15 protein-coding genes and 1 tRNA gene are annotated in these 12,623 nt (G+C 67.0%); 5 read left to right on the top strand and 11 right to left on the bottom strand.

The genetic code is table 11. The features are described from left to right. Positions 1-121: 121 nt before the first annotated feature. The 3 genes from PGN14_RS14950 to PGN14_RS14940 all read left to right on the top strand — a co-directional run bounded on the left by PGN14_RS14950 (position 122) and on the right by PGN14_RS14940 (position 2,642). Positions 122-196, top strand: a tRNA-Glu gene (locus PGN14_RS14950). A 263-nt stretch (positions 197-459) separates the two neighbouring features. Next, a complete protein-coding gene (locus PGN14_RS14945; protein ID WP_335300380.1) occupies positions 460-1,419 on the top strand; it encodes an IS481 family transposase in 960 nt (319 codons plus the stop codon). A gap of 23 nt (positions 1,420-1,442) precedes the next feature. Continuing rightward, positions 1,443-2,642: an amino acid permease gene (locus tag PGN14_RS14940; RefSeq protein ID WP_335300379.1), complete on the top strand. Its 1,200-nt coding sequence runs from the start codon at positions 1,443-1,445 to the stop codon at positions 2,640-2,642. A 61-nt stretch (positions 2,643-2,703) separates the two neighbouring features. On the opposite strand, the gene PGN14_RS14935 is transcribed toward PGN14_RS14940, so the two are convergent. Then, a complete protein-coding gene (locus PGN14_RS14935) occupies positions 2,704-3,879 on the bottom strand; it encodes a winged helix-turn-helix domain-containing protein (RefSeq protein ID WP_335300378.1) in 1,176 nt (391 codons plus the stop codon). 239 nt (positions 3,880-4,118) lie between these two features. On the opposite strand from PGN14_RS14935, the gene PGN14_RS14930 reads away from it, so the two are divergent. Continuing rightward, positions 4,119-4,250 carry a hypothetical protein gene (locus tag PGN14_RS14930; protein ID WP_335300377.1) on the top strand — a complete coding sequence of 44 codons (132 nt, stop codon included), beginning with the start codon at positions 4,119-4,121 and terminating at the stop codon, positions 4,248-4,250. Positions 4,251-4,277: 27 nt separating this feature from the next. On the opposite strand, the gene guaA is transcribed toward PGN14_RS14930, so the two are convergent. From guaA to PGN14_RS14900, 6 genes are all read right to left on the bottom strand, one after another. Further along, the gene (gene guaA, locus PGN14_RS14925; RefSeq protein ID WP_335300376.1) at positions 4,278-5,831 is read right to left on the bottom strand and encodes a glutamine-hydrolyzing GMP synthase; all 1,554 of its coding nucleotides are present in this window, start codon (positions 5,829-5,831) and stop codon (positions 4,278-4,280) included. A gap of 263 nt (positions 5,832-6,094) precedes the next feature. Further along, positions 6,095-6,520, bottom strand: a complete 426-nt coding sequence (rplQ, locus tag PGN14_RS14920; RefSeq protein ID WP_335300375.1) for a 50S ribosomal protein L17 — start codon at positions 6,518-6,520, stop codon at positions 6,095-6,097. A gap of 177 nt (positions 6,521-6,697) precedes the next feature. Beyond that, the gene (locus PGN14_RS14915) at positions 6,698-7,759 is read right to left on the bottom strand and encodes a DNA-directed RNA polymerase subunit alpha (RefSeq protein ID WP_335300374.1); all 1,062 of its coding nucleotides are present in this window, start codon (positions 7,757-7,759) and stop codon (positions 6,698-6,700) included. Between the two features lie 94 nt (positions 7,760-7,853). Continuing rightward, the gene (gene rpsK, locus PGN14_RS14910; RefSeq protein WP_066486290.1) at positions 7,854-8,243 is read right to left on the bottom strand and encodes a 30S ribosomal protein S11; all 390 of its coding nucleotides are present in this window, start codon (positions 8,241-8,243) and stop codon (positions 7,854-7,856) included. Between the two features lie 112 nt (positions 8,244-8,355). Further along, a complete protein-coding gene (rpsM, locus tag PGN14_RS14905; RefSeq protein ID WP_335300373.1) occupies positions 8,356-8,724 on the bottom strand; it encodes a 30S ribosomal protein S13 in 369 nt (122 codons plus the stop codon). A gap of 188 nt (positions 8,725-8,912) precedes the next feature. Continuing rightward, positions 8,913-9,146 carry a hypothetical protein gene (locus PGN14_RS14900; protein WP_335300372.1) on the bottom strand — a complete coding sequence of 78 codons (234 nt, stop codon included), beginning with the start codon at positions 9,144-9,146 and terminating at the stop codon, positions 8,913-8,915. A gap of 281 nt (positions 9,147-9,427) precedes the next feature. On the opposite strand from PGN14_RS14900, the gene PGN14_RS14895 reads away from it, so the two are divergent. Beyond that, positions 9,428-9,643: a hypothetical protein gene (locus PGN14_RS14895; protein ID WP_335300371.1), complete on the top strand. Its 216-nt coding sequence runs from the start codon at positions 9,428-9,430 to the stop codon at positions 9,641-9,643. Here PGN14_RS14895 and PGN14_RS14890 read toward each other — a convergent pair. From PGN14_RS14890 to rpmD, 4 genes are all read right to left on the bottom strand, one after another. Then, positions 9,606-10,253, bottom strand: coding sequence for an adenylate kinase (locus PGN14_RS14890; protein ID WP_335300370.1), 648 nt, complete (start codon positions 10,251-10,253; stop codon positions 9,606-9,608). The two genes, PGN14_RS14895 and PGN14_RS14890, sit on opposite strands and share 38 nt — an antisense overlap. Before the next feature lie 53 nt (positions 10,254-10,306). Next, entirely contained in the window at positions 10,307-11,653 is a 1,347-nt protein-coding gene (secY, locus tag PGN14_RS14885; protein WP_335300369.1) for a preprotein translocase subunit SecY, read from the bottom strand. Between the two features lie 149 nt (positions 11,654-11,802). Next, entirely contained in the window at positions 11,803-12,342 is a 540-nt protein-coding gene (gene rplO / locus PGN14_RS14880; RefSeq protein ID WP_335300368.1) for a 50S ribosomal protein L15, read from the bottom strand. 100 nt (positions 12,343-12,442) lie between these two features. Continuing rightward, entirely contained in the window at positions 12,443-12,622 is a 180-nt protein-coding gene (gene rpmD / locus PGN14_RS14875) for a 50S ribosomal protein L30 (protein WP_335300367.1), read from the bottom strand. Position 12,623 lies beyond the last annotated feature (1 nt).

Genomic DNA, 12,623 nt, shown 5'->3' with positions numbered 1-12,623 from the left:
TGGGTGCGCCGGCGGCGGGGAGCGCCGGCGGATGGTCGAGAACGGGGATACAGGGGGTGAATGGACACGGACAGGCTTGACCCCGCCCGCCCTTTCCGCCAAGGCGCGCACCACGCCCGACGGCCCCTTCGTCTAGCGGTTAGGACGCGGCCCTTTCACGGCTGAAACACGGGTTCGATTCCCGTAGGGGTCACCATTCTAGGCTTTTCAATAGCTTAGTGGTGCAAATGGCACCTTTGTCTCACACCGGAATCTCACAGTCGGCTTGGCTGTCTGCCAGCGATTATGTTGATGATTCCGCCCTCCCCTCCCCTCAATCGAGAGGACGCGGGCATCACCTTCGCGCTACGATCCGCGACTACCAAGCGGTGGTCACTTTCGACTGACCCCTGTTGGCGCTAGCTGTTTGATCCCACGGTTTGATGGTGCGATCCTTTCGTTGGAATGGAAGGAAGCCGCATGGGACAGGTACGTCATGGGTGCGCCACGACCACGCACGCCGTCCGAGCAGCAATACAGCGATCGCAAGCTTCGCTCGCGACGCTGAGCCGTGAGTTGGGGATCAACCCGAAGACGGTCGCGAAGTGGCGCAAGAGGGCGACGGTCGAGGACCTGAAGACGGGGCCGAAGGCCCCTCATTCAACGACCCTCACCGAGGCGGAGGAGGCGATGGTTGTGGCGTTCCGGCGCCACACATTGCTGCCCCTGGATGACTGCCTCTACGCCCTGCAGCCGTCGCTACCGCACCTGACCCGGTCAGCGCTGCACCGTTGCCTTCAGCGGCACGGCATCTCACGGCTACCGGATGTCGAGGGCGACAAGCCCAAGCGTCAGCGCTTCAAGCGTTATCCGATTGGTTTCTTCCACATCGATATCGCCGAGGTGCAGACTGCCGAAGGCAAGCTCTATCTGTTCGTTGGCATAGACCGCACCAGCAAGTTCGCCGTCACCCAGCTGGTCGATAAGGCCGATAGGCGCACAGCATGGGAGTTCCTCGAACATCTGCTGAAGGCCGTGCCGTACCGAATACACACGATCCTGACCGATAATGGCATTCAGTTCGCCGAGCAGCCGCGCAACCGCAACACCGCCTGGTCGCGCCAGATGCGCTTCGACATGATCTGCGAGGCAAACGACATCGAGCACCGGCTCACCAAACCGAACCATCCTTGGACCAATGGACAGGTCGAGCGGATGAACCGCACCATCAAGGAGGCGACCGTCAAACGCTTCCACTACGAGAGCCACGACCAGCTCCGGACGCACCTCGCCGACTTCATGGCTGCCTACAACTTTGCTCGCCGGCTCAAGACGCTCAGCGGCCTCACACCCTACGAATACATCGCCAAGATCTGGACGTCAGAGCCAGACCGGTTCATCGTCAATCCGATCCACCAGATGCCGGGACTGAACACCTAGGGCCGTTACCCGCGACGATGCTGGTGGCGGGCAGCATGATCGGCTCCGGCGTCTATCTGCTGCCGGCCAGCCTGGGACAGGTGGGATCGATCGCGATCCTCGCCTGGGGGGCGGCGATCGTCGCGGCGTTCGTGTTCGCCGGCGTCTTCGTCCGGCTGGTCGCACTGCCCGGCGGCAAGCGCGGCTTCATCGCCAGTATCACCGATGCGTTCGGCACGCGCACCGGGTTCGTCGCGGCGGCGCTCTACTGGCTGCAGGGAATGCTGGGCAATGTCGCGCTGGCGCTGGCGGTAACGGGCTATCTGCAGGCGGTGGTGCCGGTGCTGCGCCACGGCGCGGCGGCGACGGCGTGCACCGTGGCGGTGATCTGGACGTTCACCGCGCTCAACCTCGCCGGACCGCGACTGGTGGCGCGGCTGGAGGGATGGACGCTGGTGCTGGGACTGGTCCCGGTTCTGGCGATCGCCACGGTCGGCTGGTTCTGGTTCGATCCCGCGATCTTCGCGGCATCGTGGAACGTCAGCGGGCAGGACGGGCATGCGACGCTGGTGCCGACGACGGTGCTGATCCTGTGGGCGTTCCTGGGGCTGGAAAGCGCCTGCCTCGCCGCGGGCGTGGTGCGCGATCCGGCGCGGACGCTGCCGATCGCGACGCTGGGCGGGGTGCTGCTCGCCGCCGCCATCTATCTGTCGGCCTGTACCGCGCTGACCGGCATCCTGCCGGCGGTGGCGCTGGCGGGATCGTCCGCGCCCTTCGCCGATGCCGCGGCCCGCATGGGCACGCCGGTGCTGGGTGCGATCGTGGCATGGTGCGCCGCGCTGAAGGCGAGCGGAACGCTGGGTGGCTGGGTGCTGCTCACCACCGAATCGGGCCGGCTGGCGCTCGCCCGCGAGGCGCGGCCGTCCGGATCGATGGCGCGCCATCTGGTCGCGGGCGGCGTGATGCTGACGCTCGTCATCGTCGCGATCGCCGACCCGTCGATCGGGCGGCAGTTCACGATCGCGATCAATGCGGCGGTGGTGGTGATGCTGTGCGTCTATGCGCTGGCCGGCGCCGCGCTGGTGCGACTGGGCGCCAGGTGGGACGGCGCGCTTGGGCTGGCCGGTATGGCGATCGTCGCCGCGGCGCTGGCATCGCAGGAGCGCGCGATGCTGCTGCTCGCGCTCTTTGCCGGAGTGGCGGCACTGCTGCTGTGGTGGGTGCGCGAACGCCGGATCAGCTGAGGGTCGTGGGGTCGATAGATCGCAGGGTGGCACGGAATGTCGAGAGCGACTTGGCGGCGGCTCAGGCCAGCGCGCGGATGATCGCGCCGACGCGCACGTCCGACAGGCCGAGCCAGTTCGCCATCCGCGCCAATTCGGCGTGGAGCCGCGGCAGCGTGTCGTCGGGCGCTCCCAGTTCGAGCGTGATGCGATGTGCCAGCAGCACGCCGGCGTGACGGTCCGCCTTCAAATCGACCCGCGCGACCAGTGCCTCGTCCAGCAGGAAGGGCAGCACGTAATAGCCATGGGTTCGCCGCTCCCGCGGTACGTAGATTTCGATCCGGTAGCGGAAGCCGAACAGCCGCTCGGTGCGGCCGCGCTCCCAGATCAGCGGGTCGAACGGCGCCAGCAACGCCGCGCCGCGCACGCGTCGCGGCGGCGGCGCATCGCGATGCCGCCACGCCTTCTGGCTCCAGCCCTCGACACGCATGGGGACCAGCACCCCCTCGTCCGCCAGATCGGCGATGGCATGATCCGCCTCCTCGGGCCGCAGCCGGTAGTAATCGCGCAGATCGGCCGCGGTCGCGATGCCGAGCGCGCGGGCGCTACGCTCGACCAGCGCGCGCTGCGCCTCGGCGACCGGCGGCGTCGGCAGCGCGAGGACGGCGGGCGGCAGGACGCGATCGGGCAGGTCGTACACCCGCGCGAAGCTGCCGCGCCGCGTCGCGGTGGTGATGCGGCCCGACCAGAACAGCCATTCCAGCGCGTGCTTGACGTCGCTCCATTCCCACCAGCCGCTGCGGCTCGCCCCATTCTCGAAGTCGGCGGCGGTCAGCGGCCCCTCGGCCGCGATGCGGGCGAGCACCGCGTCCGCCTCGCCGCGACGGTCGGTCGCGAAGCGGCGCAGGGCGCGATAACCGATCTCGCCCCGCTCGGCGCGTGCCATCCGCCATCGCAGCAGCGGATGAAGGTCGAGCGGCAGCAACGATGCCTCATGCGCCCAATATTCGAAGAAGCGGCGTTGTCCCTTCGGCCCCCAGGCGGCGCGTTCGAGCAGCGACCTGTCATAGCCGCCGATGCGCGAGAAGGCCGGCAGGTATTGCGCACGGGCGAGGACGTTGACGCTGTCGATCTGGAACAGGCCAGTACGACCGGCCACCTTGTGGATATGTGCCGCGGTGGCGCGCGGGGGCGGCGACCGGCCGAAGCCCTGCGCCATCAGGGCGCTGCGCCGCGCATCGGCCAGCGAGATGCTCATGCCAGGATGATGACCGCGATCGGCGGCGACGGCAACCGGCGTCAACCCGGATGGCGGTGTCGCCATGTCCGCGCCGATACCCATGGCCGCCACGACGGTGATCTATCACCGCCCGATACCGCATCCGATTGAATATACGCGCTTGTTCCCCGGACTTAACGAATTGTTTACCTTTTCCGGTCATATTCCGGGATGGACTTCAGGGGGACTGGAGAGCCGTCATGGTAGTAACAGAAAAGATGCGAGAGGAACTGCAGCGTGCCCGGCGCACGATGGCGCGGATCCAGCCCGGCGACGGCGATCCGCTGCGCGATGTGCTCGACCGGGTCGAGGCGCTGCTGTCGGTTCGCGACGATCAGCCGCGGCGCTGAGCCGACGAGGGTAAACCGCGGCGCGGCTTACTCCCATTCGATCGTGCCGGGCGGCTTCGAGGTATAATCGTAGGTCACGCGATTGACCCCCTTCACCTCGTTGACGATCCGCGTCGCGACGCGCGGCAGGAAATCGCCCGGGAACTGGAACGCCTGCGCGGTCATGCCATCGGTCGAGGTCACCGCGCGCAGCGCCAGCACGCTGTCATAGGTCCGCCCGTCGCCCATCACGCCGACAGACCGCACCGGCAGCAGCACCGCGAACGCCTGCCAGATCGTATCGTACAGGCCGGCGTTGCGGATCTCCTCCAGATAGATCGCATCCGCCTTGCGCAGGATGTCGCAGCGCTCCTTGGTCACCTCGCCCGGCAGGCGGATCGCCAGCCCCGGCCCGGGGAACGGATGGCGCCCGACGAACACCTCCGGCAGCCCCAGTTCGCGCCCCAGCGCGCGCACCTCGTCCTTGAACAGCTCGCGCAGCGGCTCCACCAGCTTCATGTTCATCCGCTCGGGCAGGCCGCCGACATTGTGGTGGCTCTTGATCGTCACCGACGGCCCGCCGGTGAAACTGACGCTCTCGATCACGTCCGGGTAGAGCGTGCCCTGCGCGAGGAAGTCGGCACCGCCGATCTTTTTGGCCTCCGCCTCGAACACCTCGATGAAGGTCTTGCCGATGAACTTGCGCTTCGCCTCCGGATCGGTGACGCCGGCGAGGCCGTTCAGGAACAGCGTCTCGACGTTCACATGCACCAGCGGGATGTTGTACGCGCCACGGAACAGGCCGACGACCTGGTCCGCCTCCCCTGCCCTGAGCAGCCCGTGGTCGACGAACACGCAGGTCAGCTGGTCGCCGATCGCCTCGTGGATCAGCACCGCCGCGACCGCCGAATCGACCCCGCCCGACAGGCCGCAGATGACGCGGCCCGTGCCGACCTGCTCGCGGATCTCGGCGATCTTGGTGGCGCGGAATTCCGCCATCGTCCAGTCGCCCGCCAGCCCGCAGACATGCCGCGCGAAATTGGCGATCAGCTTGCCGCCGTCCGGGGTGTGGACCACCTCGGGGTGGAACTGCATACCATAATAGCGCCGCGCCTCGTCCGCGACGATCGCGAACGGCGCGCCGGGCGAGGTCGCGACGGGCGCGAAGCCGGGGGCGAGCGCGGCGACATGGTCGCCATGGCTCATCCACACCTGATGCCGCTCGCCGCTTTGCCACAGGCCGTCGAACAGCGCGCAATTGTCCTCGACGGTGACATAGGCCTCGCCGAACTCGCCCGAATTGCCCTTGTCGACGCGACCGCCGAGTTGCGCGGTCATCACCTGCTGGCCGTAGCAGATGCCCATCACCGGCACGCCGCTGTCGAACACCGCCTGCGGCGCGCGCGGGCTCCCCTCGTCCACCACCGATGCGGGACCGCCGGACAGGATAACGCCTTTCGGCTTCATCCGCTCGAACGCCTCCGTCGCGGACTGGAACGGCGCGATCTCGCTATAGACCCCCGCCTCGCGCACGCGGCGCGCGATCAGCTGGGTCACCTGGCTGCCGAAATCGATGATGAGGATGCTGTCGGGGTGTTCCATGGCGGGCCTGTAGCGGGTGGCGCGCGATGGTGGAAGGGGCGCTGCCCCCGCCACCACTGCCGGAAGTAGACAAAGTTGACGCCACGTCGGGAGCGGAGCGCCCCCTACACCACCGCCCCCAGACAGACCGACGGGAAGGACGCGGCGCGACATGGCCTGCGTCTATCATCGGTGCATGGTTGTAGGACAGCCCGCTCGCCCGACAACGAAAAGGGCCGCGCCATCGCTGGCGCGGCCCCTAGTGGATCGATCGATCGCGCCGATCAGGCGGCGGCGTCGAAATCCTCGTCGTCGTTGATGACCGGACCCGAGTCCTGGCCCTTGGCCGAGACGTCGCGGTCGACGAACTCGATGATCGCCATCGGCGAGGCGTCCGAGGCGCGGATGCCGGCCTTGATGATGCGGGTATAGCCGCCGTTGCGCGAGGCATAGCGCGACGCCAGCACGTCGAACAGCTTCACCAGCTGCGCATCGTCGAGCAGGCGGGCGTGCGCCAGACGACGGTTCGACAGCCCGCCCTTCTTCGCCAGCGTGATGAGCTTCTCGACGTAGGGACGCAGCTCCTTCGCTTTGGCGACGGTGGTGGTGATCTGCTCATGCTTGATGAGCGCGGCCGACATGTTGCGGAACAGCGCGATACGATGGGCCGAGGTACGCTGCAGCTTACGACCGCCAACACGATGACGCATGGGTACTTCCTTCTCGTTCGTCAGGGGGCCGTCTCACGGAACCCCGGGACAGGTGGGACGGGGGCCACCCGGAAAACCGTCACCCCGGGCTTGACCCGGGGTCCCGCTACCTCTTCCCGCCGATCAAGCGGGACCCCGGCTCAAGGCCGGGGTGACCAGGTGGGTTGAGCCGAAGGCTCAACCCATGATCTCTTGCTCGAGCTTCTTGGCGACTTCCTCGATGTTCTCGGGCGGCCAGCCGGGGATTTCCATCCCCAGACGCAGCCCCATCGACGACAGCACTTCCTTGATCTCGTTCAACGACTTGCGCCCGAAGTTCGGGGTGCGCAGCATCTCGGCCTCGGTCTTGCCGACCAGATCGCCGATATAGATGATGTTGTCGTTCTTCAGGCAGTTGGCCGAACGCACCGACAGCTCCAGCTCGTCCACCTTCTTGAGCAGGTAGCGATTGATCTGCGCGGTGTCGCTGGTCGCCTCGCCCGCAGCCGCCGGCGCCGCGACGCCGACCGGTGCCGAACGCGTGACCGCCGAGTCGTCGAAGTGGACGAACAGCGCCAGCTGATCCTGCAGGATGCGGCCGGCATAGCCCACCGCGTCCTCGGGCGTGACGGTGCCGTCGGTCTCGATCGTCAGCGTCAGCTTGTCGTAATCCAGGTCCTGACCGACGCGGGTCGGATCGACCTTGTACGACACCTGGCGCACCGGCGAGTAGAGCGCGTCGACGGGGATCAGCCCGATCGGCGCATCCGCCGGACGGTTGGCGACCGCCGCGACATAGCCCTTACCGACGTCCGCGGTCAGCTCCATGTTGAGCGTCGCGCCTTCGTCGAGGTGGCAGATGACCAGCTCGGGGTTCATCACCTCGATATCGCCCGACACCGCGATGTCGCCCGCCTTGACGGCGGCCGGACCGGTCGCCGACAGCTGGAGCCGCTTCGGCCCCTCGCCCTGCATCTTCAGCGCGATCTGCTTCACGTTGAGGACGATGTCGGTCACGTCCTCGCGCACGCCGGCCAGGCTGCTGAACTCGTGCAGCACGTTCTCGATCTTGATCGAGGTGACCGCCGCGCCCTGGAGCGACGACAGCAGCACGCGACGCAGCGCGTTGCCGAGCGTCAGGCCGAAGCCCCGCTCCAGCGGTTCGGCGATGAAGGTCGCCTTGCGCTTGCCGTCACCGCTCTTCTTTTCGAGCTGGTTGGGCTTCTTCAGTTCTTGCCAGTTCTTTGCGTTGACAGACAAGCTCTCGTCCCCTGGGGTTGGGCACCCCCGCAAGCGCGGGGGAACCGGAGTAGTTGACGCGACCGCTCGTCAGCGGCCACGCGAAGAAGAACGATCAGACGCGACGCCGCTTCGACGGACGCACGCCATTGTGCGGGATCGAGGTCACGTCGCGGATCGACGTGATCTGGAAGCCGACCGCCTGCAGCGCGCGCAGCGCCGATTCGCGGCCCGAACCCGGACCCTTCACCTCGACCTCCAGCGTGCGGACGCCGTGCTCGGCGGCCTTCTTGCCGGCGTCCTCGGCGGCGACCTGTGCGGCATAAGGGGTCGACTTGCGCGAGCCCTTGAAGCCCATCATGCCGGCCGACGACCAGCTGATCGCATTGCCCTGCGCATCGGTGATGGTGATCATGGTGTTGTTGAAGCTGGCGTTCACGTGCGCGACGCCCGCGGTGATGTTCTTGCGTTCGCGCCGACGAAGGCGCTGCGGTGCCTGAGCCATGTGGTATTCCTGACCTGTATCTTCAATACGGAGGTCGGGAGGCAGACTGCCATCTACCTACCTCCGGTGGAGTAAGCCGGAAAACCGTCCCCCGGACGGTTTTCTGATCGGCTTACTTCTTCTTGCCAGCGATCGGCTTCGCCTTGCCCTTGCGGGTGCGCGCGTTGGTGTGCGTGCGCTGGCCGCGGACCGGCAGGCCCTTGCGGTGGCGCAGGCCGCGATAGCAGGCCAGGTCCATCAGGCGCTTGATGTTCATCGCGGTCTGGCGGCGCAGGTCGCCCTCGACGCTGTAGCTCGCGTCGATCGTCTCGCGGATCTGCAGGATTTCCTGATCGGAGAGGTCCTGGACGCGGCGATCGGCGGCGATCTCCAGCTTGTCGGTGATCTCCTTGGCCTTGGCCGGACCGATCCCGTGGATATAGGTCAGCGCGATGATCACGCGCTTGTTGGTGGGGATGTTGACCCCCGCGATACGTGCCATGAACTACGTCCTCCTGTGCTCCACGGGATGCGGCATGGCTGCCACGCACCCCATCTCGTCGCATTGCGCTCCCGCCCGCCGCTCCCGAATCGCACCTGCGGAACGCAGGAACGCGGCGGACGCACTTGTGCGCCGCCGAAGATCGATGGGTTGGAAGGAAGGCCGGATAAGCGCGCGCCAACGCACTGTCAAGCGCGCGGTTCCGCCCGGCTGCGCAGGCCGACCCAGCGACGGAGCGCCACGACGAACCAGATCAGCTCCACCGCGCCGAACGGCCACGCGCCCTGAAGGAAACCATAGGCCGACCCCATCAGGCAGCCGAGCGCGAACAGGAAGGTCCAGAACGGCGCGCGATCCTCCAGCACGTAGCAGATCAGCATGAAGGTGACGGCGAAGAGGCCGAAGGCGGTGAGCGCGTCCATCGCGCGGTCATGCCCGTGAGGGGCGAGAGGGATCAACCCTCTAAAGCCCTTCCCCTTCTGGGGAGGCGCTGAGAAAGGGGAGCCGGCGGAGGGGAGCCACCCTCCGCCGGCGGGGGCCTCGTCGCGCGACAACACCGGGAGAGAGGTGCCGCGCGACGGGATCCGTGTCGTCTCGGACACGCCCTTCATGGCGGCGCGCGCCTCTCGGGCGCGTGGCGTGCGGATGAACTTTCCGTCATGTCGCGCGCGCATCCGACACGCAGGCGGTGCGTTCGGGGGGCATGGACCAGCCGCAGCGCGCCTATGTGGAGCTATCGACCCCGCACATCACCGCGCGTGCCGGCGTCAGCGTCACGCCCGCCGGGCTGCTCGCGATCGGAACGATGGTGTCGATGATCCTGGCCGGCAGCGCCGCGATCGTCGTCGCGGCGCGCCAGCCCCGTCCCGGCGTACCGCGCCTCAGCGCGCGCCGAGGATCGCCTCGATCGCGTCGGTGACGACCGCGATGTCCGCCATGCCGTCGACGCGGCGCAGCAACCCGCGCGATTCGTAGATCGGGATGATCGGCGCGGTCTTCGCGCGATATTCGGCCATGCGCGTCCGCACGGTGTCTTCATTGTCGTCGGGCCGGCGCTTGAACTCGGTCGCGCCGCACACGTCGCACACGCCCTCGACCTTGGGCTGCTTGAACGTGTCGTGATAGCCGGCACCGCAATGCGCGCAGGTGAAGCGTCCGACGATCCGCTCGACCAGCGCATCCTCGTCCACTTCCAGCTCGATCACATGATCCAGCTGCTGCCCGCGCTCATCGAGCAACCCGTCGAGCGATTCGGCCTGCGCCGCAGTGCGCGGATAGCCGTCGAAGATCGCACCGCTGCCGGTGCCGGCATCCAGCCGCTCGCCGATCAGCGCGGAGACGATCGCGTCGGACACCAGCCCGCCGGCGTCCATGATCGCCTTGGCCTCGACGCCGACCGGCGTCCCCGCCTTCACCGCGGCGCGCAGCATGTCGCCGGTCGACAGCTGCACCATGCCGCGATCCTCGACCAGCCGCTGCGCCTGCGTGCCCTTGCCCGCGCCCGGCGGCCCCAGGAGGATGATGTTCACGAAGCCCCGCTCCCTCTCGTCACTCGTCCCGTTGCGCTCGTCCAGCCGGCGCCTCAACGGCGGCGCGCGCCCTTCAGCTTCGACTTCTTGATGAGGTCACCATATTGGTGCGCCAGCAAGTGCGACTGGATCTGCGTCACCGTGTCCATGGTCACGTTCACGACGATGAGCAAGCTGGTTCCGCCCAGATAGAAGGGGATCGACAGCGCGGAGACCAGATATTCCGGCACCACGCAGATGAAGGTCAGGTACGCAGCACCGATCACGGTGATGCGCGTCAGGACGTAATCGAAATACGTCTCGGTGTTCTTGCCCGGGCGGATGCCGGGGATGAACCCGCCGTAGCGCTTCAGATTCTCCGCCGTCTCCTCCGGGTTGAACACGACCGCGGTGTAGAAGAACGAGAAGAAGATGATGCCCGCGGCATAGAGCGCCATGTAGATCGGCGAGCCGTGCTGGAGATACTGGTTCAGCGTGATCAGCACGTCGCCGAAGCGGCTCTCGCCCGACACGCGATTGCCCGCGAACTGCGTGATCGTCAGCGGCAGCAGCAGCAGCGACGAGGCGAAGATCGGAGGGATCACGCCCGCGGTGTTGATCTTCAGCGGCAGGTGGCTGCGATCCGCCTGCATGCCCCGCTGCGTCTGGCGCTTGGGATATTGGATCAGGATGCGGCGCTGCGCGCGCTCCATGAAACAGATCAGCAGGATCAGCCCGACGACCACAACGATGATCGCGATCAGCGTCACCGGGCTCATCGATCCCGAGCGACCGCCCTCCAGCAGGTTGAGCAGCGTCGTCGGCAGATGCGCGACGATGCCCGCCATGATGATGAGGCTGATGCCGTTGCCGATGCCGCGGCTGGTGATCTGCTCACCCAGCCACATCAGGAACATCGTGCCGCCGATCAGCGAGATGACCGCACCGACGCGGAACAGCATCCCCGGCTCGATCACCGCGCCGCCGGCCTCCAGCCCGCGCGCGATGAAATAGCCCTGCACCGCCGTCAGCGCGACGGTGCCGTAGCGGGTGTACTGGTTCAGCTTCTTGCGGCCCGATTCGCCTTCCTTCTTGATGGCGGCGAGCTGCGGGCTGAGCGAGGTCGCGAGCTGCACCACGATCGAGGCAGTGATGTACGGCATCACCCCCAGCGCGATCAGCGACGCGCGCGACAGCGACCCGCCGGAGAAGGTGTTGAAGAAGTCCAGCACGCCGCCCTTCATCCGCTCCGCGAGCAGGTTCAGCTGCGTGGGGTCGATCCCCGGCAGCGGCACGTAGCTCAGCAGGCGGAACACGATCAGCGCGCCGATCGTGAACCACAGCCGTTTCTTGAGGTCGGTCGCCTGCGAGAATTTCGCGAGGCTGATGCTCTGCGCCATCTGGTCGGCTGCGGATGCCATGCGTGTCGATGTCCTGGAAACAAAAACGGCGGGAAGCGTTCAACCGCCCCCGCCGCTCATATAGGCGCTGTGCGCGCCTTGTCTAACCTTGGCGGTTCGAATGCGACAGGGCCGATGCGACGCGTGTCGCACCGGCCACATGTCGGGCCTTACGCCTTGAACGAGGCCTTCTTCTCCTGACGCGCCTTGTAGGCGACGCCCTTCTTGGCGGCGGCCTTCTCGGCGGCAGGCACGACCTCGATCACGTTGACCGAACCGCCCGCCTTCTCGATCGCCTCGCGCGCACCGGCCGACACGCCGGCGACGGTGAACGACAGCTTGGCCGAGAACGCGCCCTTGCCCAGCACGCGCACGCCGTCCTTGCCGCCGCGCGCGAGACCGGCCGCCTTCAGCGCGGCATGGTCGATCGTGCCGTCGGTCAGCTTGCCCGCGTCGACCGCCTTCTGGATCGCGCCCAGGTTCACCTCGGCATAATCCTTGGCGAAGATGTTGTTGAAGCCGCGCTTCGGCAGCCGCATGTGGAGCGGCATCTGACCGCCCTCGAAGCCTGCGATGGACACGCCCTCGCGGCTCTTCTGGCCCTTCTGGCCGCGACCCGCGGTCTTGCCCTTGCCCGAGCCGATGCCGCGACCGACGCGGATCTTGCGGTGACGGGCGCCTTCGTTGTCGCGGAGTTCGTTGAGCTTCATGATATGCACTCGCTTTCGCTTTTGTCGCGCTGATGGAAAAATGAGGAAGGGGGCCGCTTAGCCCCCTCCCTTTTGCTTGTCACTAGTCGAACGGAAAGGCTCAGCCCTCCTGAACCTCGACCATGTGCTGCACCTTGCGGATCATGCCACGCACCTCGGGGGTGTCCTGCAGCTCCGCGACGCGGTGCATCTTGTTCAGGCCCAGCCCGACGAGGGTCGCGCGCTGGTCCTTGGTGCGACGGATCGGCGATCCGGTCTGCTTCACCTTGATGGTCGCCATG

Origin of the sequence: Sphingomonas adhaesiva, assembly GCF_036946305.1 — a bacterium.
GTDB classification, from domain to species: domain Bacteria; phylum Pseudomonadota; class Alphaproteobacteria; order Sphingomonadales; family Sphingomonadaceae; genus Sphingomonas; species Sphingomonas adhaesiva_B.
The sequence above is the reverse complement of the archived record's forward strand: the minus strand, read 5'-3'. Positions and strand labels throughout refer to the sequence as shown.

What these genes read in the sequence shown, in the direction of transcription:
- rpsK (WP_066486290.1), bottom strand. Translation starts at nt 8,243, where the DNA reads ATGGCTCAGGCACCGCAGCGCCTTCGTCGGCGCGAACGCAAGAACATC.
- PGN14_RS14935 (WP_335300378.1), bottom strand. Translation starts at nt 3,879, where the DNA reads ATGAGCATCTCGCTGGCCGATGCGCGGCGCAGCGCCCTGATGGCGCAG.
- PGN14_RS14930 (WP_335300377.1), top strand. Translation starts at nt 4,119, where the DNA reads ATGCGAGAGGAACTGCAGCGTGCCCGGCGCACGATGGCGCGGATCCAG.
- rpmD (WP_335300367.1), bottom strand. Translation starts at nt 12,622, where the DNA reads ATGGCGACCATCAAGGTGAAGCAGACCGGATCGCCGATCCGTCGCACC.
- PGN14_RS14895 (WP_335300371.1), top strand. Translation starts at nt 9,428, where the DNA reads ATGGACCAGCCGCAGCGCGCCTATGTGGAGCTATCGACCCCGCACATC.
- rplQ (WP_335300375.1), bottom strand. Translation starts at nt 6,520, where the DNA reads ATGCGTCATCGTGTTGGCGGTCGTAAGCTGCAGCGTACCTCGGCCCAT.
- PGN14_RS14945 (WP_335300380.1), top strand. Translation starts at nt 460, where the DNA reads ATGGGACAGGTACGTCATGGGTGCGCCACGACCACGCACGCCGTCCGA.
- PGN14_RS14900 (WP_335300372.1), bottom strand. Translation starts at nt 9,146, where the DNA reads ATGGACGCGCTCACCGCCTTCGGCCTCTTCGCCGTCACCTTCATGCTG.
- guaA (WP_335300376.1), bottom strand. Translation starts at nt 5,831, where the DNA reads ATGGAACACCCCGACAGCATCCTCATCATCGATTTCGGCAGCCAGGTG.
- secY (WP_335300369.1), bottom strand. Translation starts at nt 11,653, where the DNA reads ATGGCATCCGCAGCCGACCAGATGGCGCAGAGCATCAGCCTCGCGAAA.
- rpsM (WP_335300373.1), bottom strand. Translation starts at nt 8,724, where the DNA reads ATGGCACGTATCGCGGGGGTCAACATCCCCACCAACAAGCGCGTGATC.
- rplO (WP_335300368.1), bottom strand. Translation starts at nt 12,342, where the DNA reads ATGAAGCTCAACGAACTCCGCGACAACGAAGGCGCCCGTCACCGCAAG.